This window comes from Aliikangiella marina, from assembly GCF_007004765.1.
GTDB classification, from domain to species: domain Bacteria; phylum Pseudomonadota; class Gammaproteobacteria; order Enterobacterales; family Kangiellaceae; genus Aliikangiella; species Aliikangiella marina.
The window spans coordinates 1,237,905-1,260,977 of sequence record NZ_VIKR01000002.1; the positions used below are offsets into that span (position 1 = coordinate 1,237,905).

Annotated in this window: 19 protein-coding genes; 10 read left to right on the forward strand and 9 right to left on the reverse strand. The window is 43.3% G+C overall.

The genetic code is table 11. The features are described 5' to 3' along the window. Positions 1-10: 10 nt before the first annotated feature. The 4 genes from FLL45_RS11710 to FLL45_RS22770 form a co-directional block, all read right to left on the reverse strand. The gene (locus FLL45_RS11710) at positions 11-643 is read right to left on the reverse strand and encodes an aminodeoxychorismate/anthranilate synthase component II (protein WP_142942186.1); all 633 of its coding nucleotides are present in this window, start codon (positions 641-643) and stop codon (positions 11-13) included. Beyond that, positions 643-2,385, reverse strand: a complete 1,743-nt coding sequence (locus tag FLL45_RS11715; protein WP_142942187.1) for an anthranilate synthase component 1 — start codon at positions 2,383-2,385, stop codon at positions 643-645. Before FLL45_RS11715 ends, FLL45_RS11710 begins: the two co-directional genes overlap by 1 nt. Beyond that, positions 2,385-3,401, reverse strand: a complete 1,017-nt coding sequence (aroF, locus tag FLL45_RS11720) for a 3-deoxy-7-phosphoheptulonate synthase (RefSeq protein ID WP_142942188.1) — start codon at positions 3,399-3,401, stop codon at positions 2,385-2,387. The genes FLL45_RS11715 and aroF overlap by 1 nt, the downstream gene beginning before the upstream one ends. A 249-nt stretch (positions 3,402-3,650) precedes the next feature. After that, a complete protein-coding gene (locus FLL45_RS22770; protein WP_185964422.1) occupies positions 3,651-3,803 on the reverse strand; it encodes a hypothetical protein in 153 nt (50 codons plus the stop codon). 284 nt (positions 3,804-4,087) lie between these two features. Here FLL45_RS22770 and FLL45_RS11725 point away from each other — a divergent pair, with 284 nt between their 5' ends. Next, positions 4,088-4,588 carry a chemotaxis protein CheW gene (locus FLL45_RS11725; protein WP_142942189.1) on the forward strand — a complete coding sequence of 167 codons (501 nt, stop codon included), beginning with the start codon at positions 4,088-4,090 and terminating at the stop codon, positions 4,586-4,588. A gap of 38 nt (positions 4,589-4,626) precedes the next feature. Next, complete coding sequence (locus tag FLL45_RS11730; protein WP_142942190.1) at positions 4,627-5,043, forward strand: DUF2802 domain-containing protein; 417 nt, start codon at positions 4,627-4,629, stop codon at positions 5,041-5,043. Between the two features lie 33 nt (positions 5,044-5,076). Here the strand turns inward: FLL45_RS11730 and FLL45_RS11735 are convergent, their stop codons facing one another. Further along, on the reverse strand, positions 5,077-5,751 hold the full coding sequence (locus FLL45_RS11735) for a class I SAM-dependent methyltransferase (protein ID WP_185964423.1): 675 nt from the start codon (positions 5,749-5,751) through the stop codon (positions 5,077-5,079). 434 nt (positions 5,752-6,185) lie between these two features. Between FLL45_RS11735 and gshA the strand changes: the two genes are divergently transcribed. The 4 genes from gshA (at position 6,186) to FLL45_RS11755 (ending at position 10,515) form a co-directional block, all read left to right on the forward strand. Further along, positions 6,186-7,742: a glutamate--cysteine ligase gene (gshA, locus tag FLL45_RS11740; protein ID WP_142942192.1), complete on the forward strand. Its 1,557-nt coding sequence runs from the start codon at positions 6,186-6,188 to the stop codon at positions 7,740-7,742. Between the two features lie 124 nt (positions 7,743-7,866). Then, complete coding sequence (gene putP / locus FLL45_RS11745) at positions 7,867-9,393, forward strand: sodium/proline symporter PutP (protein WP_142942193.1); 1,527 nt, start codon at positions 7,867-7,869, stop codon at positions 9,391-9,393. Further along, the gene (locus FLL45_RS11750) at positions 9,394-9,891 is read left to right on the forward strand and encodes a GNAT family N-acetyltransferase (protein ID WP_142942194.1); all 498 of its coding nucleotides are present in this window, start codon (positions 9,394-9,396) and stop codon (positions 9,889-9,891) included. 57 nt (positions 9,892-9,948) lie between these two features. Beyond that, positions 9,949-10,515, forward strand: a complete 567-nt coding sequence (locus FLL45_RS11755; protein WP_142942195.1) for an SMI1/KNR4 family protein — start codon at positions 9,949-9,951, stop codon at positions 10,513-10,515. Between the two features lie 161 nt (positions 10,516-10,676). Here FLL45_RS11755 and nhaB read toward each other — a convergent pair whose 3' ends face one another. After that, the gene (gene nhaB / locus FLL45_RS11760; RefSeq protein ID WP_142942196.1) at positions 10,677-12,311 is read right to left on the reverse strand and encodes a sodium/proton antiporter NhaB; all 1,635 of its coding nucleotides are present in this window, start codon (positions 12,309-12,311) and stop codon (positions 10,677-10,679) included. A 402-nt stretch (positions 12,312-12,713) separates the two neighbouring features. Between nhaB and fadR the strand changes: the two genes are divergently transcribed. Further along, positions 12,714-13,439: a fatty acid metabolism transcriptional regulator FadR gene (gene fadR / locus FLL45_RS11765; RefSeq protein WP_142942197.1), complete on the forward strand. Its 726-nt coding sequence runs from the start codon at positions 12,714-12,716 to the stop codon at positions 13,437-13,439. Between the two features lie 11 nt (positions 13,440-13,450). On the opposite strand, the gene FLL45_RS11770 is transcribed toward fadR, so the two are convergent. Genes FLL45_RS11770 through FLL45_RS11780 form a run of 3 tightly spaced genes read right to left on the reverse strand, consistent with a single transcriptional unit; the run spans position 13,451 to position 18,172 of the window. Then, positions 13,451-14,971 carry a SpoVR family protein gene (locus FLL45_RS11770; protein WP_142942198.1) on the reverse strand — a complete coding sequence of 507 codons (1,521 nt, stop codon included), beginning with the start codon at positions 14,969-14,971 and terminating at the stop codon, positions 13,451-13,453. 12 nt (positions 14,972-14,983) lie between these two features. Continuing rightward, a complete protein-coding gene (locus FLL45_RS11775; RefSeq protein WP_425456676.1) occupies positions 14,984-16,237 on the reverse strand; it encodes a YeaH/YhbH family protein in 1,254 nt (417 codons plus the stop codon). 12 nt (positions 16,238-16,249) lie between these two features. After that, positions 16,250-18,172 carry a PrkA family serine protein kinase gene (locus FLL45_RS11780; RefSeq protein ID WP_142942200.1) on the reverse strand — a complete coding sequence of 641 codons (1,923 nt, stop codon included), beginning with the start codon at positions 18,170-18,172 and terminating at the stop codon, positions 16,250-16,252. 688 nt (positions 18,173-18,860) lie between these two features. On the opposite strand from FLL45_RS11780, the gene FLL45_RS11785 reads away from it, so the two are divergent. The 3 genes from FLL45_RS11785 to FLL45_RS11795 all read left to right on the forward strand — a co-directional run bounded on the left by FLL45_RS11785 (position 18,861) and on the right by FLL45_RS11795 (position 22,996). Beyond that, complete coding sequence (locus tag FLL45_RS11785) at positions 18,861-21,080, forward strand: hypothetical protein (RefSeq protein WP_142942201.1); 2,220 nt, start codon at positions 18,861-18,863, stop codon at positions 21,078-21,080. 141 nt (positions 21,081-21,221) lie between these two features. Then, positions 21,222-22,328: a protease SohB gene (gene sohB / locus FLL45_RS11790; RefSeq protein WP_142942202.1), complete on the forward strand. Its 1,107-nt coding sequence runs from the start codon at positions 21,222-21,224 to the stop codon at positions 22,326-22,328. Between the two features lie 23 nt (positions 22,329-22,351). After that, positions 22,352-22,996, forward strand: a complete 645-nt coding sequence (locus FLL45_RS11795; RefSeq protein ID WP_142942203.1) for a thiopurine S-methyltransferase — start codon at positions 22,352-22,354, stop codon at positions 22,994-22,996. Positions 22,997-23,073 lie beyond the last annotated feature (77 nt).

The following is a 23,073-nucleotide window of genomic DNA, read 5'->3' on the forward strand; positions in this document are numbered from 1 at the left end:
TTTCTCTTTCTTATTTTGTCGTCGTTTCATCGCTCAGTAACCACTGAATAGAGGACTGTAATAAGTGACTGCCCTGAGTGGTTAAAATAGATTCTGGATGAAATTGAAAACCTAAAACCTTTTTTTCGCGATCCGCGACAGCCATGACTTCTTTTTCTCGGTCGCTTGTGGTTGCGATGACCGCCAAATCATCGGGAGTGACCTCTGCGACCAATGAGTGATATCGAGCAGCTTGAAAATATTTTGGCAAGTGTTCGAAAATCGTTGCTGCAAGGTGATCGGTGTCATCATAAATAATCTGGTCAGCCTTCCCATGCACAATACTTTTTGCTTGACCAATTTTTCCGCCATATTGCTGTACAATGGATTGATGACCCAAACAAATGCCTAGAATGGGTAGTTGGCCGGCATACGCTTTGATCACTTGAAGAGAAATACCCGCAGAATCTGGATTACCTGGCCCAGGAGAAATCACAATGATGGTTTGTTTATCTGCTAACCGGCTCTCAGTAAAAATTGATTCAATCGGTGTGTCATTTCTAAAAACAACAACCTCAGCGTCGAGCATTCGAAATTGGTTTACGAGGTTATAAGTAAACGAATCGAAGTTGTCGATCATAATTATTTGTAAGGGTAAACTCATTAGCTGTTCCCCTCGGTTTGAGTCTTTTTTATAACTATATTTGATCCCGTTTGCTGGCAGATCCGATTGGCGTTTTTGATCGCATTGATGACCGCTAAAGCTTTATTTTCTGTCTCTTTGGCTTCCATGAGTGGGTCAGAATCGAAAACTACTCCCGCACCAGCTTGAACATAGGCAAGGTTATCTCGGCAGAACGCTGAGCGAATAACAATGCAAGTATCCATGTCGCCTTGACCATTCAAATATCCGACCGCACCGCCATAACTGCCTCTGCGTTTTTGTTCTGAACGTCGAATTAATTCTGAAGCCTTGATTTTGGGCGCACCAGTTAATGTTCCCATATTCATGCATGCCTGATAAGCATGTAAAGCATCAAATTCGGGGTTAAGTAATCCCTTAACGCACGATACGAGGTGCATAACTTGCGAGTATCGATCAACGGCTAAAAGACGCGGAACATGTGTTGTCCCTGGACGACTTATTCGCGCAATGTCATTTCGTGCGAGATCGACCAGCATCATATGTTCAGCAAGCTCTTTTTGATCGAGTTTAAGCTCTGCTTCAATTCTTGCATCAAGATCTAAGTCGATTTCGCCGCGACTGTTTTTGCCGCGAGGGCGAGTACCAGCGATCGGGTAGAGCAGTACTTCATTAGACTGGCTATCATATTTCAGCGCGCTCTCCGGTGAAGCGCCGAATAACACGAAAGCTTGGTCTTGCATATAAAATAAATAAGGACTCGGATTAGCGGACTTGAGTTGGCGGTATGCTTCTATAGTTGATTGACAGTTGAGCGAATAAGTTCGAGAGGGCACTACTTGAAAAATATCCCCTTGGACGATGTTTGCTTTCAACTTTTCAACTAATTGAGCAAACTGCTGATCATCAAGATTAACCGTTACTTGCTCGTTTTGGGAATCGTTGTCGGAATCATCATTTTTATTGCCTGATAACGTTAAGCGATTTTTATCATCGGATTGAATACCGACAATCTGGTTATTTTCTTCTGCTCCTAATTGATTTATTTTAAGCTCAAACTCAGCAAATTTTCGGGATAAATCAAAATAGGTTTTATCCTGTTCCTCTCCAGAGAAGTGATTGCCAATCAATCGCTTTGAGTTGTTCTGATGATCAATAATCAATAAGGTTTCGGCTAGATAGAAGACAAAGTCTGGACAGCTATTTTGACCGTCTGTCACTTCTGGAAGCTGCTCAAATGTCGCGATAAAATCAAAAGCAAAAACACCACACAAGAATAATGAAAACTCATTAGCGGTATTAGCGACAAAAGCGCTTTTGATTAATCTCAGAATATTGATCGGTGAGGCGCTTTTTAGACGTGAATCTTCATCGAGATTCGGTTGTTGTTGCGCAATTTGAATTGTCAGCTTAGGGAGACCTTTGGGATCCCCCTGAGCTAAAACTGACTCCTGGACTTGTTCGTCATAGTTCACCATTTGTGCAATATGTTTCAACGCATTTGAACCATTTTCTGATAGCGACTGCAGGACGACTTGTCGCCCATTACATTCGATTCGAAGTGCTGCAGCCAGCATCAAAATACTTTTTACATTCTCTTTAGACTCTATTTCACTCGACTCCAAAAGCATCCGGTTTTGGGTCGTTGTATCTTGCAAGCTGAGCCTGCGAAAAATTTCCACAGGCTCGAGCAAGGAGTCGACTCCTTTAACAATGGTCTTGATTTGACCAAAGTTTGCTTGGTTCACGTTGATCGATGACATTATGCAACAACCTTACCTGCAGCTTGAATAAATGGCTTGATTTCATTCATCAGTTTTGCAAAATGAGCCTCATCGAGCGATTGCGCGCCGTCAGATAAAGCGACTTGTGGGTTGTAGTGGGCTTCGACGATCACTCCGTCGGCACCGCAAGCGACAGCTGCTTTTGCCATAGGGCCGACAAGCTCCCTAATACCAGTACCGTGTGAAGGGTCAACAATAACAGGAAGATGGCTCTTGGTTTTGATGTAGGCGACTGCATTCAAGTCGAGAGTATTGCGAGTCGCTTTTTCAAATGTACGGATCCCTCGCTCACAAATGATGACGTTTTGGTTGCCTTCGTTATAAATATACTCAGCAGCTAAAAGTAATTCTTCAATGGTCGCAGACATTCCGCGTTTTAAAATAGCGGGTTTGTGAGACTGACCGACTGCTTTAAGCAATTTGAAGTTTTGCATGTTTCGGGCACCAATTTGAAAAGCATCAACATATTGTTCGAGCATTTCCACGTGGGCCGGATCGATTATTTCTGTTACGCACGGAAGGCCATATTCTTTTGAGGCTTCTTGAAGCAGCTGCAAACCTTCTTCCTCTAATCCTTGAAAACTATATGGTGAGGTCCTGGGTTTAAAAGCGCCACCGCGAAGGCCTACTGCACCGTATTTTTTAACGAGTTCGGCCGATTTGAAAATTTGCTCTCGGTTTTCGACCGCACAAGGGCCTGCGATTATGGCAAAGGAGCCACCGCCGATCGTCACATCGCCAAACTGCACCTGAGTGTCGTGACTTTGCAGTTCGCGGCTGACCTGTTTGTAAGTACTTAAGATAGGTTTAACATTTTCTACCATAGGATGGGCGCCGATATTGAGGTTATTGAGGATCCTTTCGTCGCCTAATGCCCCAAGGACAATTCTTTCGGTTCCAGGCATGTACAGTGGTTTCAAATTGACAGATTCAATCTGCGCGAGTATTTCCTTGGCTTCAACTTCTGTTGCTTCTGGCTTTAATACGATAATCATTGGTTTATCCTCTAAGTTAATAATATCTTCAATCTGTAATTAAAAAATTCGGTTTCTTTCCGTCAAATTAAGCAAAAAAAAACCCGCTTGAAGGAGCGGGTTTCAAAAAGTCGTCTTTTTTAGACAGCATCGGTTACCCACTCAAAGTATCTGAGTGCCACCACCATGCTGTATGAATATTGTTGTGTCTGTTAATCATGATTTTAATCGTCTATTTATTTAATTTCGCTATTTCTAGAACAAGATTAATTATTCGTTGTTTAAAGCGGCAATTCGGACATAAAAAAACCCGTTAGATTGCTCAAACGGGTTTTCAAATTCTTTACAAATCGCGTATACGCCAGAAAACCCTCTAGTTTTGCCAGTGCCACCAGAGAGTAGAAATGTTGTGTGCGTGTACATTTATTGTTTTCATGGGGCAAAGGTATCTTATAAGTCTCGGCACTGTCAAGCGTCAATTTTTTGATATAAGCAAAATATATTGTTTTATTTCACGACAAAAAAACGCAACTTCTTGAAAATTGACTATATTTATACAAGAAATGCCTGCGTTAAGCGGAGATTTTTTGAGCCGAGTAGGGTGGAAAATCGACATTTAACGAATTGGTATAATTATTGCCTTCATTCTAGCTAAACGCAGAAATTAGGCTGATCCGACAAAAATCTGACAAATAGGAACATCAGACGTGGCTGCAGATGAAAATATAATAGCCAATAAAGACGGCGAAGACGATACAGTATTGCAGTGGGTGACATTTCGCTTGGCGAATGAAACCTACGGAATAAACGTGATGCAGGTTCAAGAAGTATTGCGTTTCTCTGATATTGCACCTGTCCCTGGGGCGCCACCTTATGTGCTTGGGATTATTAACCTTCGGGGAAATGTTGTTACCGTTATCGACACCTGTCAAAGATTTGGCTTACCTCCAATTGAGATAACTGACAACACCCGTATTGTAATAATCGAAACCAGTCACCAAGTGATTGGCATACTGGTTGATGCGGTCGCGGAGGTTGTGTATTTAAAGCAGTCAGAAATAGAGACGACACCTAATGTCGGTAATGAAGAATCAGCTAAATTTATTCAAGGGGTTTCACATCGCGATAATGAGCTCCTGATATTGGTCGATTTGAATAAACTGCTTGGCGAAGAAGAGTGGGATGAACTCGACTTTTTAGACTATTAAACCCGCCACAGATTGAGCGGGAATATTGAGAGGCAATTATGTTGGAAGGGTTGATAGAGATAGTATCGTCGGTACCGGTGTTTAACTGGGTTACGCTGGTGATAGTCATGTTAACCTTTGTTGCCTTAATTAAAGTCAAACGAGATAATCTGACGCTCAGAAACCAAGTCGCGCAACTGTCTAACCAGTTTAGGGCGATGAATAGCGGGCACTTGGGTATGGGAAGAGAAATCCGCAAAGTGGTTAAAGAAATCGCGCATGTTGAGTCGGTTCAACAAGAATCGCATGCTTCTGCAACCGATGCTCGCGCTTATGATCAAGCTGGAGTTCTGCTGGCTCGGGGAGCGACCATTGAAGAAGTGGTTGAAGCGTGTGATATTTCGCCTGCTGAGGCCGAACTGCTTGCGATAGTGAGAAATACTGCCCCCAGCCACCGTCACACAGTTAATGCCTAATATTTGATAACTAGGGGACTCAACATCATCGAGTCACTTAACAACGCCCACTTTCAAATGAAGCGGCCAGTTTACCGATCTTATTTGGTCTGAGGGCCCCCATAATTTACTCATCTCTTCACTGAATGATGTCAGCGGACTTTCGCCAGTACTTGCCTGATAGCGATGACAGGCCGACCAAGACGACAGGTAGCCCATTACAGTATTTAAATCCCAATCTTTCGTCATAGAAAATTTTGGCGTTGCTAGCGGTTTATACGGAAATGGCATACTTGCGTAGCCATCCTCGACTAAACGACGTTCTGCTGGCCAAAAGTCGCCGAGTACTTGCGAGTATAAGCGAAAAACCAGTTCATCGATTGCGGGAGAGATACTAAACAATTGGTAGCACCATAGCGCGACGAGACAATCCGGTTTCGATACTCTGTCACATTCCTTGTAAAACTGATTGAGATCAAACCAGTGTGCCGCTTGGGCCACGCATATGAGATCGCAACTTCCTGTTGCAAGGCCACTGTTTTCAGCGACCGCGACGCGGTATTCGATACCTTCGAGTTTTTTTGCGTTAGCAATTTGTTGCTCACTCGCATCGGTAGCAAAAACTTGCTTAAAGTACGTTTTTAAGGAAATTGCGCTTTGTCCTGAGCCGGTCGCACAATCCCAGGCTATGTCTGTCGAAGGCGCAGAGTGGCTTAAAAACTTGAACAATTTATCGGGATAATTTGGACGATATTTGGCATAGGATTGTGCATGTCCGGAAAAATGGTCCTTGAAGTCTGAACGATTGATTGCTCTATCCCTTAGCCTGTGCCGTTTAATTGATAGTAACAGAAGTCGATGTCATTTGAGGAAAATTTCTCAGATTAACAAAGTGTTACTGAAATCAAAGTGATAAATTTGGAGATAACCATTTGAAGACTTGACCCTGTGGCTTCAACGTCGCACACTAAGCCCATTCAATTTCGGTACCTCGTTGCATTGTCAGCTGGTTTCATTTGGAGCTTGTGAATCGTCGGCAAGTGCTTTCTATGATTATTGAGCAACTGAGCCTATGAAAAGCGCCCAATGTTGGATTATCTGCCGATTCAAACCAATTACAAATCGAGCCTATACCGTCAGTTTCAGTTTAATAGTGAGTACATATGTCGATTTTAGATTTACCTGATCTCGAAGAAGTGAAGTCCTTGAGTCATCATTTTACCGGGATTAAGCGTGGAATTGAAAAAGAAAGCTTACGCATATTGCCAAATGGCTATTTGTCCCCCGATGCTCATCCGGCTTCTTTGGGCTCAACTTTAACCAACGCCTTTATAACGACGGATTACTCAGAAGCACTTCCAGAGTTTATAACTACCGCGTCAAGTGATCGCTTGAAACCGCTGAAAGATTTAGAGGAAATTCATCAATTCGTTTACCAGAACATCGATAATGAAATTCTTTGGGCAATGAGCATGCCGTGTGTTATGGGACAAGAAGAAGATATTCCAATCGCTCGATACGGTAGCTCGAACAGTGGTCAGATGAAAGAAATCTACCGACTCGGATTAGGATATCGTTATGGCCGGTTTATGCAGACGATTGCTGGTGTTCACTATAACTTTTCGCTCCCTCAATCATTTTGGACAGCATTGCATGAAAAAGAGCAATCGCAGTTAGCGTTGCAAGATTTTATCTCCGAGAAATATATGGGATTGATTCGTAATTATTTACGTCATTCTTGGGTGATTCCGCTTTTCTTTGGTGCGAGTCCAGCGCTTTGCGAAAGTTTCCTTAAAAACAAAAATATCGATCTCGATGAACTCGTTCCTGGAACCCGTTATGGACCCTATGCAACTTCATTGAGGATGAGTGATCTTGGTTATCAAAACAAAGTTCAAAGCCGCCTTAATATAAGCTATAACTCTCTCGATGAATACATTGCCGGTTTAGAGTCAGCGATCTCAACTGCTGATCCTTATTACTCAGAAATCGGTGTAAAAAAAGACGGCGAATACATCCAACTAAATGATAGTATTTTGCAAATTGAGAATGAGTTTTACAGTAGCATCAGGCCCAAACGTGTTTCCCAGTCAGGGGAACGTCCGACTAAAGCGCTTCGCAATAGAGGCGTTGAATACATCGAAGTAAGAGCGCTGGACTTGAATCCATTTTCACCAATCGGTATCGATCAATCTCAAATCGCTTTTATGGATACTTTTTTATTGGCTTGTTTATTTTCTAAGTCAGATCCTCTTTACCAGCGAGAAACGGGTGAGTACCAAGAGAATTTTCGTTGTGTGGTGCGAAAAGGGCGACATCCAGATGTTTGCCTTACACATCGAAATCAGTGTGTTCCCATGCAAGACATTGCATCGAACTTACTCTCACAATTAAAGCCATTTGCAGAGCTACTGGATAGTGCCTATGACACGCAAGATCATGCCGATATATTGCAACAGCTCGAAGACCAAGTTGGTGATTTAAACACGACTTATTCTGGCAAAATTGTCAGTGAGATTGAACGCAGAAAAGATGGCTTTTTTCAATATGCAATGGGGCTATCCAAATCGCACAAAGAATACTTTACCAAACGCCCACTTGACGGAGAAAGGTTGGCTTTTTATGAAAATGAAGCGCAGGATTCTCATAAAAGACAAGCAGAGATCGAGCAAGCAGATTCGATTAGTTTTGAAGCCTTTTTAGCGAATTATTATCGGTAGTATTTAATCAATCGTTAATCGTTGAAGCGATGTAGTAAGTTTAAAAAAATCAGTCGAGTCGATGAAATGGGCTCAATACAATAACAAAAAAGTAATTAATAATAACAACAATGAGGTTTACCTAATGGAACATACCGCGACTTTGGTCACGTTTATTTTGTATTTGGTTATGATGATGGGGATAGGTGTGCATGCTTATCGCCAGACAAGTGATTTATCTGATTATATACTCGGGGGGCGACGTTTAGGCCGCTGGGTAACTGCGCTTAGTGCCGGTGCCTCAGATATGAGTGGCTGGCTATTACTCGGTCTTCCTGGCGCAATTTATGCCTCAGGTTTGGGGGAAGCTTGGATAGGCTTTGGCTTAATTTTAGGCGCATACGCCAACTGGAAAGTTACGGCGCCGAGATTAAGGGTTTATACGCAGCATGTCGATAATGCATTAACCTTGCCTGATTATTTTAGCAACCGCTTTCGGGATGAAACTAAGCTACTCAGAGTTGTCAGCGCGACAATTATATTGGTTTTTTTCACCGTTTACGTTGCTTCAGGGTTGACTGCAGGCGCCAAATTATTTGAGGCTTCGTTTGCGATGGATTATCACCTTGCTTTGTTTGTTGGTGGGATCGTCATCATTAGTTATACCTTTATCGGCGGTTTTTTAGCGGTCTCATGGACTGACATGGTACAAGGAATACTAATGGCTGCTGCATTGATTGTTGCGCCGATTGTAATGTTGTATGAGTTAGGTGGATTGGACAATGCAATGGCGATAGGGCAGTCCATGGATCAAGCTGCCGGTAGTGTTAAGTCTCAATGGTTTGCTGGGCAATCGGCAACAGATTATTTGTTTTCAGTTTCGTTTATTTCGTTAATGGCTTGGGGGCTCGGTTATTTTGGACAACCTCACTTGCTTGCCCGTTTTATGGCTGCTAAGTCGATTAAAGAAGTTCACGGTGCTCGCCGTATTGCAATGAGTTGGATGGGCCTTAGTATGCTTGGCGCCATTTCTGTTGGATTATTCGGTATTGCCTATTTTAACAACACTGATCAAGCAAGCATATTAGCGAATGACTCGGAGCAAGTTTTTATTTTGGCGAGCAAAGTTCTGTTTAACCCATGGATTGCCGGCTTCTTATTAGCTGCTATTTTAGCTGCGGTGATGAGCACGATAGATTCGCAGCTTTTGGTGTCCTCCAGTGCAGTAACAGAAGATTTTTATCGCGGTTTAATTAAGCCACATGCCTCTGAAAAAGAGCTCGTATTAATTGGCAGAATCGCGGTATTAGTTGTAGCTGCAATAGCGTTATTTATTGCTATGGATAAAGACTCCAAAGTACTCGGCTTGGTTGCTAATGCGTGGGCTGGATTTGGTTCTGCTTTTGGGCCGGTTGTATTGCTGTCGTTAGTTTGGCGAAGAATGACGATGTGGGGAGCTTTATCGGGAATGGTGATTGGTGCAGTCACGGTCATTTTATGGATTCAATTTCGCGCCAACCTTGGCGTATTATCGGGACTTTATGAAATGATACCCGGCGTCATCTTGGCAAGTGCTGCGATTTGTCTGGTAAGTCTTTATGGTCCACAAAACGACTCCAAAGTTGGTGAAGACTTTGACCATGTAAACTTGTCGTTGCAAGGGAAATTGTAAGTGAGCCCCTTTAATATCCGTCCAGCGGCGGAAAAAGATGTTGAGTTGATTTACGGCTTTATTTTGCAGTTGGCAGAATATGAAAAATTAGCTAACGAAGTTGTTGCCACTCGCGAACAGCTCCGTGAAACTTTATTTAGCGAAAAGCGATACGCAGAAGTGATTATTGCTGAATATGAAAATAAACCGGTAGGATTTGCGCTGTATTTTTATAACTATTCCACATTTTTAGCAAAGCCAGGGTTGTACCTTGAAGATCTTTTTGTCATTCCTGAAATGCGCGGCAAAAAAATCGGCAAAGCGCTTCTAAGTTACCTTGCTCAACTTGCTATAGAAAACAATTGTGGTCGGTTTGAATGGTGGGTGCTTGACTGGAACCAATCAGCGATCGACTTTTATCGAAGCATCGGTGCCAAAGGAATGGATGAATGGACCGTGCAACGTGTAGATGGAGAAAGTTTGCACAAACTTGCTGGTGAGAATGTTGAAGTGACTTGAGATAGGTTGCTTTAAAAATTAAAAACCGAATACAAATTAAAGTGAAACAATCAAACAATGGAAGAAATAGTTAAACGGTTTATAGCCTGGCTGAAAGTGAATTATCCAGAGGGGTACGCCGACCTCAACCCCCCAGCAACTGAGCAAGTGATTGCTGACTTAGAAGCAACCATCGGTGTAAAACTACCCGCCGATTATATTGCCTGCCTAAAGCTCGTTAATGGTCAGGCAGGAAACGCGGGTTGGGTATTTGATGGTGTTGAATTTCTCTCCACTGATCGCATTATTGATGAATGGACCGTATGGAAAGATTTGCTTGAAGGCGGGGACTTCGATGGTGCTTCATCTGAACCCGATGATGGAGTTAAAAATAATTGGTGGAATCTCAAATGGATCCCAATTACTTATAATGGTGCGGGTGATCATTTTTGTATCGACATGGACCCAGCACAAGCCGGTCAGCCTGGACAAATTATTACCATGTGGCATGACTCAGCAGAGAGAGAATTAATCGCGGCCAAATTTTCTGATTGGTTGTCAGATTATGTTGTCGGCCTAGAAGCGGGACAGTATGCTTACTCAGATAACTATGGCTGCATCATGCCAATTGATGAATTAGAATAATATTTTATCAAAAAAATTTAATTCTTCGTGTTGGTTGAGATAGTCTGACAATTTGATAAAGCTAGTTTTTTACGAAAAAATCTCGATAAAAGTATCGGTTAAACAGGGCAACTAAAGTTGCCCTGAAAAATCGTCGAGTCATCACTATGTTGTTGGCCTGGTTAGTGGCTTGCGCGATTAGCGCCATCTAAAATGCAAGCATCGTTTTTCCACTCGCCACTCATCGCGGTGCAAAGCTGTTCGATTGAATGCTGGGTTATTGTCCCATTTTCGGTCATAGCATCCGTCTGTGGCTTAAGTGTAGTCATCACCATAACAAGACCAACAAGGCTCATTACGATGGTATAGGGAAATGCCATTATAACCATCTTCACGTAAGATAATCGGATCAAGGGCGCTAATGCGGAGGTTAATAAAAACAAGAATGCGGCTTGGCCATTTGGGGTTGCGACACTTGGAATATTCGTTCCTGTGTTGATTGCGACGGCAAGCATATCAAAAACTTCCCGCGATATTGTGCCGTCAAGTGCCGCTTTAGCGACTTCGTTAATGTAAACAGTGGCAACAAATACGTTGTCACTAATCATTGATAATACTCCGTTGGCGATATAAAACATGGCCACTTGAGTATCGCCTTCCATCGCCAAGACAGCATCAGTAATTGGTTTGAACAAGGCTTGGTCAGCAATGACGCCGACAATAGCGAAGAATACTGTGAGTAAGGCGGTGAAAGGCAGTGCCTCCTCAAAGGCATGACCGATTTGATGTTCTTCATTGATGCCACACATGGCAGTGGCGAGCACAATAACACTGAGTCCAATTAACCCTACTTCAGCCAAATGAAGCCCCAGCGCGATTATTAACCAAATCCCTGTGATAGCTTGGGCAACTAATGCGGCCTTGTCTTTACTGGTTCTCTGGCCCGCTTCGTATTCAGCATATTCTTCCATGACGTGTCGGACTTTCTCTGGCAGTATTTGTCCGTAACCGAACCAACTGGTTTTCTCTAGCACAACGACTGTTATGAGCCCCGCGGCTAAAACGGGCATAGTGACTGGCGACATGCGAATGAAGAATTCGCTAAACTCCCAACTCGCTTTACTCGCGATCAGCAAATTTTGAGGCTCCCCAACGAGTGTACAAACCCCTCCCAAGGCAGTGCCCACTGCAGCGTGCATGACTAAACTTCGCAAGAAAGAGCGAAACGCATCAAGATCTTCTCGATGCAGATCATGAATTTCATCATCAGTTCCATGATCATGATCTGAGGTAAATTTCTTGCCCGAGGCGACTGTATGGTAAATGCCGTAAAAGCCGACGGCGACTGCGATAACCACCGCAGTCACGGTTAAGGCGTCTAAGAAGGCGGAGAGAAACGCAGCGACAAGCGAGAAAAGTAGCGACAGGACGACTTTTGACCGTATGCCTAATAGCATTTTGGTGAATATGAATAATAGCAAGTCTTTCATGAAATAGATGCCGGCTACCATAAACATCAAAAGCAAGATGACATCCAGGGCTCCCTCAACTTCATGCATGACCGTTTCAGGTGAAGTCAGGCCAATAAAAACTGATTGAATCGCTAATAAACCGCCCGGTAGCAGCGGGTAACATTTCAGTGCCATGGTCAATGTAAAAATAAACTCAATGATTAATAACCATCCAGCCACATACTTATTGATCATAAATGCAACAATTGGGTTAATCACGAGGAAGGCGAAGATAGTGAATTTGTACCAAACGGGAGCATTACCGAGGAAATTTTCTACAAAAGCCTTGGGGAGTGAGTGACTCATCGTCTTTCCTTAACTTCTAAATTTAGGGGTGTCGCAAAAATGGGGCGCATTTTATTCCTAAACGAGATTTTTGCCCAGCGATTTGATACTTCCTATTACTAAAAGTGATTGGTAAATGGCTAAGTGGCTTAACAAGTCAGTCATAAATTGAACTTATACATTTAAATTCGAGCTTCTGACTAAAAAACGAACAAGTTGAGTATTCAATTATCGAATCCCCTTTGCCTTCATTGAGGAAAACGCGTATCCTTGCAACTACTCAGACCAGTGGAATTTGACTGAATTAGCATTGCAAGGAAATCCTTTCAATTGGTGGTGCAGGCAGCGCTTGGGTTCGCTTAACGAAGCGATAGCGCGCTTTAGGAAGGTTCACTGGAAAACAGATAGTTACAGGAATACGGAATGAGCAACCTTATCACAGCTAGAAGTCCGGCTGCTTTCGCTGAAGAGTATATTGTCGACTCGATTTGGAATGGTAAATTTTCTCCGGGGACTATTTTGCCTGCGGAAAGAGAGCTGTCTGAATTGATAGGTGTGACCCGAACCACTTTGCGGGAAGTATTGCAGCGACTTGCGCGTGATGGCTGGTTGACGATTCAGCATGGTAAACCAACGCGAGTTAATAATATTTGGGATACTGCTGGGTTACATATTCTGGAAACCATTACGCGTCTTGATGATGCGGGTTCATTAAAACTAGCGGATCAATTGCTCGATACTCGTACACAATTTGGTAGCGTCTACATGCGTTTTGCGATGAAAGAAAACGCTGAAAAGATGTCAGAAATAATGGCAAAGGTCGACGAGGTTGAACAAAATGCCGAAGCCTACATCGAGTTCGACTGGAAGGTACAACATGAATGTGCCGAACTTTCAAAAAATCCTGTTTACGTCCTAATGCTCAACGGCTTCCGTAATATTTATTATCGAATTGGTCGGTTTTATTTCAGTCATGCCAACACGCGAGCGCTCGCCAAAGATTACTATCAATCGATGTCGAAACTTGTCTTAGAACATGACGTCAATAAGCTGAACGAAGCGATTTGGGATTATGGCCGAAAAAGTGGCGAACTATGGGCCGAAATGAGAGCCGACCTCAATTCCTTGAAGGAAATTGATAAAATCTAATCGGCGCTGGTTTATTCGCTGCTCTTGGCGGGGCAGCGAGCTAATTCGCTCACGCTGCCTTCGGAATCATGTGATTCAAGTTTCACTGTAAAACCCCATAATCGATGCAAATGTTTAATGACCTCTTCAGTGTTTTCTGCAAGTGGGACTCGATTGTGGGGGGTAAAGCGCAGAGTCAACGAGCGGTCGCCCTTGATATCAACATCATACACTTCGATATTGGGCTCATTCATACTGAGATTGTATTGTTCAGAAAGTTTTTGACGAATATGGCGGTAACCCGAGGGATCGTGAATTGAAGCGACTTCAAGCTCGTTTTGCTGGTCATCATCCAAAATTGAAAAAAACTTAAACTCGCGGATGAGTTTGGGTGAAAGAAATTGAGCAACAAAACTCTCGTCTTTGAAATTTTTCATCGCAAACTCAAGAGTTTCTCGCCAGTCGCTACCAGCAAACTCTGGGAACCATTGTTTGTCTTCTTCAGTCGGCGCTTCGCAAATACGTTTTATATCCATCATCATCGCATAGCCGAGCGCGTAAGGATTGATGCCATTGAAATAGGGCGAGTCAAAATCTGGTTGTGCGACGACATTGGTATGACTTTGAAGAAACTCTAGCATGAATCCATCTGTTACCTGGCCGCGGTTGTACAGCTCGTTGATGATAGTGTAGTGCCAAAAGCAAGCCCATCCTTCATTCATGACTTGAGTTTGTCTTTGTGGATAGAAATACTGACCGATTTTACGCACAATCCGAACGATTTCTCTTTGCCAGGGTTCGATAAGTGGCGCATTCTTTTCGATGAAATAGAGAATATTCTCTTGAGGTTCAGCGGGAAAACGAGGTCGATTTTCGTCTTTTTTATCCCGTTCAGCAGCAGGAATTGTGCGCCACAGCTCATTGATTTGTGATTGCAAAAATTCTTCTCGATCCTTTTGCCGCTGCTTTTCTTCGCGCATAGAAATGGGGTAAGGGCGCTTATAACGATCAACGCCGTAGTTCATGAGTGCATGGCAAGAGTCGAGGATATTTTCAACCTGGTCAACACCATGTTGTTGTTCGCATTGGGCAATAAAATTTTTAGCAAAAACCAAATAATCGATGATTGCTTCGGCATCCGTCCAAGTTCTGAAAAGATAGTTGCCTTTGAAAAAGGAATTATGTCCGAAGCAGGCGTGAGCCATCACTAGTGCTTGCATCATCATACTGTTTTCTTCCATTAAGTAAGCAATACAAGGATCTGAGTTAATCACTATTTCATAGGCCAGCCCCATCCGGCCGCGTCGATAGCTTTGTTCATTCGAGATGAAATGCTTACCAAATGACCAATGGTTGTAACCAATTGGCATGCCGACACTCGCGTAGGCATCGAGCATTTGTTCTGCAGAAATAATTTCCAACTGGTTCGGGTAAGTGTCGAGTTTAAAATCCGCAGCAATTTCAGCGATAGCATCGTAGTATTCTTGAACGAGTTCAAATGTCCAATCCGCGGTGGTGGAAATTGGTTTATTCCTTTTCGCTACTTTCGCCAATGAATTCTCCTACTAGACGGATTGTTTTTGGAAAAACTCTCGGAATACCGGATAAATATCTTTCTGCTCCGTGATTTTTTGCATCGCAAAGTTATCATGGGCTTCTTGTAGTCGAACATATTCATGCCAAAGGTTTTGAGGTTCTCGTTGGGTGATTTCGACGTAGGTATAATAACGTACTAACTTGAGCAATTTGTCTTGCATTAATTTGTGACAAACTCGCGAGTCGTCGTTCCAGTTATCGCCATCCGAAGCTTGCGCAGCGTATATATTCCAGTCACTGGATGGGTAGCGATCATTGACAACCTCTAGCATCAATTTTAAAGCACTTGATACGATAGTTCCGCCGGTTTCTTGGGAGTAAAAAAATTCTTGCTCATCGACTTCTTTAGCTTGAGTGTGATGGCGAATATAAACGACTTCCACATCTTTGTAGGTACGCTTTAAAAACATATACAAGAGAATGAAAAATCGCTTTGCCATCTCCTTTGTTTGTTGGTCCATAGACCCTGAAACATCCATCAAACAGAACATTACTGCATTGGTGGTTGGCTGCGGTAACTTATCGAAGTTTTTATAGCGCAGATCGTAAGAGTCAATGTATGGAACTTTTCTTAACCGTTCTTTGAGCGCTAAAATTTCATCTTGCAGCGCTTTTTTCTTTTCGGCATTCTCTGAGCCTTCAAGCTCAGCAAGTTGCGCTTCAAGTTCTTTGATTGCTTTTTTTAGCGGTGACTGGCTGGCGATTCGTCTTGCTAGCGAGCCTTTAAGAGAACGCACAATATCAATATTAGAAGGCGTACCATCAGTATTAAAACCTGATCGTATTGGCTTGTAATTAATGAGCTTCTTCAGTTTGTTTTTCTTTAAGTTGGGGAGCTCAAGATCTTCGAACAAAATTTCCATATATTCGTCGCTGGAAATTTCAAAAGCAAAGTCGTCTTCACCTTCTCCTTTGTCACTCGCTCGTCGTCCCGCTCCTTGACCGCCTGGTGGCGGGCGTTTAATTCTATCGCCAGTCGAAAACTCCTTATTACCAGGATAAACTCTTTCTTTTACGCCACCGCCGCCGTGCCGAAATGTCGGCTCTGAAATATCCCTAGTCGGAATGCTAATGCTTTCATTCTGGTCAATGTCGGTCACGCCGCGTTGGCTAATTTGCTTAGTAATCGCTTGCTTAATCTGCTTGCGATACCGCCTTAAAAAGCGCTGTCTGTTGACAGTGCTTTTATTTTTTTGATTCAAGCGCCTATCAATTACCTGCATCAATATGACCTACTAAGATGATTTTCTAACACGAAGATACCATTCACATAACAAGCGAACTTGTTTTCTTGTGTAACCTTTCTCCATCATTCGATTGACGAAGTCATCATGTTTTTGACTGTCTTCCGTCGACGATTTAGCGTTAAACGAAATAACGGGCAGGAGGTCTTCGGTATTGGAAAACATTTTCTTCTCAATGACGCTTCGCAACTTTTCATAGCTAGTCCATTTTGGATTTTTACCTTGATAGTTTGCACGCGCACGGAGAACAAAGTTTACGACTTCATTTCTAAAGTCTTTAGGGTTGGATATTCCCGCGGGCTTCTCAATTTTTTCTAACTCTTCATTGAGTGCCGCGCGGTCGAAATTCTCGCCTGTTTCCGGATCTCTGAATTCTTGGTCTTGGATCCAAAAATCAGCATAAGTAACATAACGGTCAAAAATGTTTTGGCCATACTCTGAATAAGACTCGAGGTAAGCGGTTTGAATCTCTTTGCCGATAAAGTCGACATAGTTGGGAACTAAAAACTCTTTAATATAAGCGAGTAAACTGTCATGAGTTTCTTGTGGAAATTGTTCTTTTTCGATTTGCTGTTCTAAAACATAAAGCAGATGCACCGGGTTAGCCGCAATCTCGGTTTGATCGTAGTTGAAGACACGCGATAAGATTTTAAATGCAAATCGCGTTGACAAGCCATTCATGCCTTCATCGACGCCTGCGTAATCTCGGTACTCTTGATAGGACTTAGCTTTTGGATCAGTATCTTTGAGGCTTTCGCCGTCATAAACTTTCATCTTAGAATAGATGCTCGAATTCTCCGGTTTTACGAGTCTTGAGAGAACACTAAATTGTGCCAGCATTTCTAACGTGTTGGGAGTACAAGGGGCTTCATATAACGAGGAATGAGTGAGTAACTTTTGATATATTCTGACCTCTTCGCTGACGCGTAAACAGTAAGGAACTTTCACGATGAAAACGCGATCTAAAAATGCCTCGTTATTACGGTTGTTTCTAAAACTTGTCCATTCCGATTCGTTTGAATGAGCCAGTATGACGCCTTGAAAAGGCATCGCGCTCATTCCCTCAGTGCCATTAAAATTACCTTCTTGGGTGGCAGTCAGTAATGGATGAAGCACCTTAATTGGCGCTTTAAACATTTCGACGAACTCCATTAGCCCCTGGTTAGCTCGGCACAGCGCACCATCATAGCTGTAGGCATCGGGATCATTTTGTGCAAAATTTTCGAGTTTACGAATGTCGACCTTGCCCACTAAGGCAGAGATGTCCTGGTTGTTTTCATCGCCAGGTTCCGTTTTACAAATGGCAATTCGATCAAGAATTGAAGGAAGAATTTTAACCACTTTAAACTGAGAAATATCTCCCCCGTATTCATGAAGTCGTTTGACCGCCCACGGCGACATAATAGAATTTAAGTAACGTTTGGGGATGCCGTATTCTTTGTCAAGAATATCCGCGTCTTCATCGGGGTTAAAAAGGCCTAGTGGGGATTCGAAAACTGGTGACCCTTTGATCGCATATATAGGCATTTTTTCCATTAAGCTTTTTAGCTTTTCAGCGAGCGATGATTTACCGCCGCCGACAGGACCGAGCAAGTATAGAATTTGTTTCGTTTCTTCTAACCCTTGAGCGGCATGCCGAAAGTAGGACACAATTTGTTCAATTGCGTCTTCCATCCCGTAAAAGTCTTTAAATGCGGGATAACGCGAAATGACCTTGTTCGAGAATAAGCGGCTCAGTCGGGGTTCTTTCGAGGTATCAATGAGTTCGGGTTCACCGATTGCCAACAACATTCGCTCGGCCGCGTTGGCATATACAGAAGGGTCTTTTTTACAAAGGTCTAGATATTCAGAAAGGCTATATTCTTCTTCTTGTTGGCTTTCATATCTTTGCTGGTACTGATTGAAAATACTCATTACTGTCTCCACAATTTGGAACTAGTTTCACCAACGGAAAGTATGTTTGCCAAACTGAGACAGCTTTAACAGGGCTTTCAACGAAAAAGGTTGTTTTAGCTGCCCCAACTGGCGGCGAAAATTGACACTTCCCTCTACAAAATTCGCCCTTACTTTAAGCTTAGTCGGCTTCGCTAAAAATTGCCTGAGAGAATTGTAAAAATTAAATAATTTTTTGAACTAACTCTGACAAACTTTAGCCAAGCAACGGACTAAAACTTAATCACGATCTTTGACTTTCTTTTTACGGTGTTAGTTCTGATTAAAAGTTAGATCTATTCTAAACGGTTCAAAATTAGCGACGACTTGTAAATTTTGTGCGGCGCGACAATTCAATTGGATGTAGAAGGCTCAAACAAGTCCCTAAATTGCGGATTTGACTGAAAAATTCGATTTATCACATTTAACTGGTCTGAACACTTGCCTTATGAGGTCGATTATGAGTAGGATTGGGGCTGGACTAGTGGCAAACTAAGTAACGACGCCACTTTGATACGATAAAACATAATGATAAGCGACCTAAATTCAATTCGTTGATACATTCGTATGCATCGAGTGACCTGTGAGAAGGAGTCACTCAAATAGCTTTTCGATTAGACGTAGTTAAAGGGTTCGTATTACTTAAATTTCGCCTTATTGGGAGAGATACATGAAAAAGCTCGTTTTGGGACTCACCGTAGCAAGTTTGGTAGGTATTGCTGGCTGTGGTGGTGATGGTCCAAAAGAACCGGTTATTCCTGGTGGTACTGCTGGATCCGGAGGAGAAGGTAGCACATCTTTAACGTCACCCGTTTATTCTGTTGCAACTGGTGATATACCGCTACCGAATGATTTACTGTTCCTTGGGACTACCAACCTAACACTTAACCCGCCAGTAGACGACCCGACCAATTTTGGCGATCCTTTGGTTGCAGCCAGCTCGATTGACGGCTGGTCAGCGACGGCACCATTTTCTTTTGCTTTCAGAAATAACGACGGTACGGATATCGATCCACAAACGGTTATTCCTGGTAGCACGGTCAAAATGTATCAAATACAAACGGACAGACCTGAAGCTGTTCCCGGAACTGGGATCCCTGTTCCAACTGGCGCAGCGACCAGCATTGTTAGAGAACTAACCGCTGGGGTTGATTATGTTGCGACTTATGCAGGTCCACAAACGGTTGCAGTGATTCCGCTACGACCTTTAATTCAGCAAGCGAGCTATATGGTGGTTACCACTAACGGTATTATTGACGCACGCGGCAACCCGACAGTTCCTGATGGTCAATATAATGTGGCGAAACGCGAAGAGCCGATCCCTCCTGGTGGTCCAACTTCAGCTTTAGAGCCAGTACGTCAGTTGGTTAACGCAATGGAGCGTTTAGCGAATACGGCCGGTACACCTAAAGAAGACATTACCGTCAGCTTCCAATTTACCGTTCAATCAGTGGGCGAAGTGATCTCAACCGCTAAATTAGTTTACATCGACGGCTTCCTCGCTGCTGGTGGCACGCCTTACACAAGCTTTAGTTCGCTGTTCACCGATACAACCCCATTTACCGGTCTTGGCGCTGCTGACTTATATAAGGGTGAGTTTGGGTTAACTTATTTTTTAACAGCACCTGACAGCTTAGGTAATCCAAGCCATCCAGGTGTTGCCAATCCAACATCAGTACTCGACGATTTCTTCCGCGGAGCGGCTGCTTTCCCTGATGGTGCAGGTGGTTCGATTCCTAACCCATTTGCCGGTGACGTCACTACTTATGCTAATCCGCTTCCAGCAGCAACTGGCCAGGAAGTAGTACCACTGTTAGTTTCTATGCCTAAAGAGACTCTCGGTTGTGCTAAGCCGGATAATGGCTACCCTGTGATGATTTTCCAGCACGGCATTACTTCTAACCGTACCGCTATGCTGGGTATCGCCGATACTATGGCAGCTCCGCCAACTTGTACTGCGGTTGTTTCAATGGATTTACCGATCCATGGTATCGCTGTAGATAATCCAGTTCACCAAGGCCTTCAAGCGGCTTCAGGTGGCGCACTTGGAATTTTCGAAGATTATGCAGCTGGCGGCGTTCGTGAGAGAACCTTTGGTGTTGACTATGTTAACAACACGACTGGCGCTCCTGGTCCCGATGGTACGCCAGACAGCTCTGGTGCTCACACTATCAATCTCACTAATTTGTTGATGTCGCGTGACAACGGTCGCCAAGCGATCTTGGATTTGTTAGCGCTAGAGAAAGCCATCCCGTTTATGGATATCGATGGTGATACAACGCCTGACTTCGATGCGACTAATGTTAAATTTATGGGGCATTCGCTCGGTGGTATTATCGGTACAGGTTTCTTAGGCCACGCGGATTATGTTGAGTCAGCGGTACTTGCCAACCCGGGTAGTGGTATTGCATTAATGCTTGATGCTTCGCCGACTTTTGGGCCGACTATTAGAGCTGGCTTGGCAGCGGCTGGCGTTGAAGCAGGTACACCGGATTACAACTTATTCCTATTCGTGACTCAAACGGTAATCGACACGATGGATCCGGCGAGTACTTCTGCATTTGCGGTGACTAATGGCATTCCGACATTGATGATCCAGAACGCAGAAGATGTCGTTATTCCTAATTTTGTTCCGACAGCGCCTCAGTCGGGTACAACGCCGCTGGCAGCCTACTTAGGATTAGCGAACTTGACTGCTTCAGAGCCAGGATTTGTCGCTGGTGAGCGTTTCTTCTCTCGCTTTAATGCAGGTGGTCACGCAGCACCATTGTCACCGGTAGATAACCCTGCAGTGACTGTGGAGATACAGACTCAAATTGCTTCATTCTTGTCTTCTCCTCCAGGAAGCAAAGCAGTGTTAGTAAGCGATCCAAGTTTACTATTGCCTTAAGGCGATAAGTCTTTGCGAAAGAGCCTCCACATTGTGGGGGCTTTTTTGTTTATTAGTCTTGGCTTTTCCCGTAATATTGTCCGGTTTTTGTAGGGCTGAGCTCACATCAGGGCACAGTGAGTAAAGATTTAGAGGTGATAATTGGAATTTTTAAGTGAATATGGGATGTTTTTGCTCAAAGCGATAACTATCGTTGTCGCTATTTTAGTGGTCGTCGGTGCAGCTGCGAACGCGAGTCAAAAACACAAGAAACACACAGAGGGGAGCTTTGAGGTCAATAACCTTTCCGATGAAATTGAAGAGATTAAAGATGACTTGCTCAAAGAGATAATGAGCGAGGAAGACTATAAGGCGCTGCAAAAAGAAAAGAAGAAGAAAGAGAAAGAAGAAGCTAAGCAAAAAAAGAAAGAAGAAAAAGCTGCCAAGAAAGCCAAAAAGTCCGACTCAAGCACAGACAGCGATGATTCTGAAGAATCAGAAGACGAAAAGTCACGAATTTTTGTTTTAAACTTTGATGGCGATGTTGAGGCGTCTGGCGTCGAGAATTTGAGAGAGGAAATCTCAGCGGTGATTACCGCGGCGGAAGAGGGCGACACTGTTTTACTGCGTTTAGAGAGCCCTGGTGGCATGGTTCATTCTTATGGCCTCGCCGCATCACAACTCACTCGCTTGAGAGAAGCAAAGTTGAAGTTAGTCATCGCCGTTGACCAAGTGGCAGCTTCGGGCGGTTATATGATGGCGTGTGTAGCTGATGAGATTATTGCTGCGCCATTTGCTGTGGTAGGTTCAATCGGCGTCGTTGCAGAGCTGCCGAATTTTCATCGTTTACTTAAAAATAACTATGTAGATTACGAACAGCATACAGCAGGTGAGTATAAGCGTACGTTGACAATGTTTGCTGAAAATACCGATGCAGCCAGAGAGAAGTTTAAAGAAGAGCTTCAAGAGACGCATGACCTGTTCAAAGAGTTTATTACAGTAAACCGACCGGCTCTCGATATCGACAAGGTCGCAACCGGTGAGCATTGGTATGGTACGACAGCATTAAAACTCGGGTTGATTGATAAAATTCAGACCAGTGATGACTACATATTACATAACGCAAAAGACAATGAAGTTTTTGAAATCAATTATGAGATCAAAAAGCCTTTAGCGGAACGTTTGTCTCTGTCGATACAGGGTGCGGTCGAGAAAGGGTTCCTTGCGGTTTGGAAAAAAAGCATAGAATCCCGGCTGTTTAAAAGCTGATTGTGTTTTGAGGGCGAGTTTTTATGGATAAGTCGTTTTGGCTCGATAAATGGGAAAAGCAAGAAATTGGTTTTCATCTCGCCCAAGTTCACCCGTTACTAAAAAAGTATTACCAAACCGTTTTTTCCCAAGCCGATGGCGTCTTCGTTCCGCTGTGCGGTAAGACCACGGATTTGACGTTTTTATTGAATCAAGGCAAGTATGTCCTTGGTTGTGAGCTGAGTGAAAAAGCGGTCGCTGCCTATTTTCAAGAACATCGACTTGAAATTAAAAAACAACAGTTAGGCGAATTTGTCGAATACCAAAATGATCATTTGTCACTTTTAGTGGGCGATTTTTTTAAGCTTAGCGCAGCGCAACTAGTAGGTTGCCAAGCGATATATGACCGAGCAGCATTGATCGCGCTACCGGAATCGATGCGCAAGCAGTATGTGGCTCATTTGACTAATCTCATGCCCCATGCGAGCCTGTTATTGGTTACGCTTGAGTATCCGCAACCGCAAATGGCTGGACCGCCGTTTAGTGTGGAGAAAAAAGAAATAGATTCGCTATTTGCTTTTGCAGAAGTTAATTCAGTCTATACTAATAATATAATTGAGAAAGAGCCTAAGTTCGCTGCACGAGGCTTGTCTTATCTCAACGAATGCGCATATATCATTCGTTGGTGATGGTTTTTCCGTTAATTTAAAAGTGATTATGTTATTCGGATCGTCACCCGCTCAAAATTCAAACTGTTAAAATCTTA

Coding starts and splice junctions, on each gene's coding strand:
- FLL45_RS11710 (WP_142942186.1), bottom strand. CDS start 643: ATGAGTTTACCCTTACAAATAATTATGATCGACAACTTCGATTCGTTT.
- FLL45_RS11715 (WP_142942187.1), bottom strand. CDS start 2,385: ATGTCATCGATCAACGTGAACCAAGCAAACTTTGGTCAAATCAAGACC.
- aroF (WP_142942188.1), bottom strand. CDS start 3,401: ATGATTATCGTATTAAAGCCAGAAGCAACAGAAGTTGAAGCCAAGGAA.
- FLL45_RS22770 (WP_185964422.1), bottom strand. CDS start 3,803: ATGTACACGCACACAACATTTCTACTCTCTGGTGGCACTGGCAAAACT.
- FLL45_RS11730 (WP_142942190.1), top strand. CDS start 4,627: ATGTTGGAAGGGTTGATAGAGATAGTATCGTCGGTACCGGTGTTTAAC.
- gshA (WP_142942192.1), top strand. CDS start 6,186: ATGTCGATTTTAGATTTACCTGATCTCGAAGAAGTGAAGTCCTTGAGT.
- putP (WP_142942193.1), top strand. CDS start 7,867: ATGGAACATACCGCGACTTTGGTCACGTTTATTTTGTATTTGGTTATG.
- FLL45_RS11755 (WP_142942195.1), top strand. CDS start 9,949: ATGGAAGAAATAGTTAAACGGTTTATAGCCTGGCTGAAAGTGAATTAT.
- nhaB (WP_142942196.1), bottom strand. CDS start 12,311: ATGAGTCACTCACTCCCCAAGGCTTTTGTAGAAAATTTCCTCGGTAAT.
- fadR (WP_142942197.1), top strand. CDS start 12,714: ATGAGCAACCTTATCACAGCTAGAAGTCCGGCTGCTTTCGCTGAAGAG.
- FLL45_RS11775 (WP_425456676.1), bottom strand. CDS start 16,237: ATGCAGGTAATTGATAGGCGCTTGAATCAAAAAAATAAAAGCACTGTC.
- FLL45_RS11780 (WP_142942200.1), bottom strand. CDS start 18,172: ATGAGTATTTTCAATCAGTACCAGCAAAGATATGAAAGCCAACAAGAA.
- FLL45_RS11785 (WP_142942201.1), top strand. CDS start 18,861: ATGAAAAAGCTCGTTTTGGGACTCACCGTAGCAAGTTTGGTAGGTATT.
- FLL45_RS11795 (WP_142942203.1), top strand. CDS start 22,352: ATGGATAAGTCGTTTTGGCTCGATAAATGGGAAAAGCAAGAAATTGGT.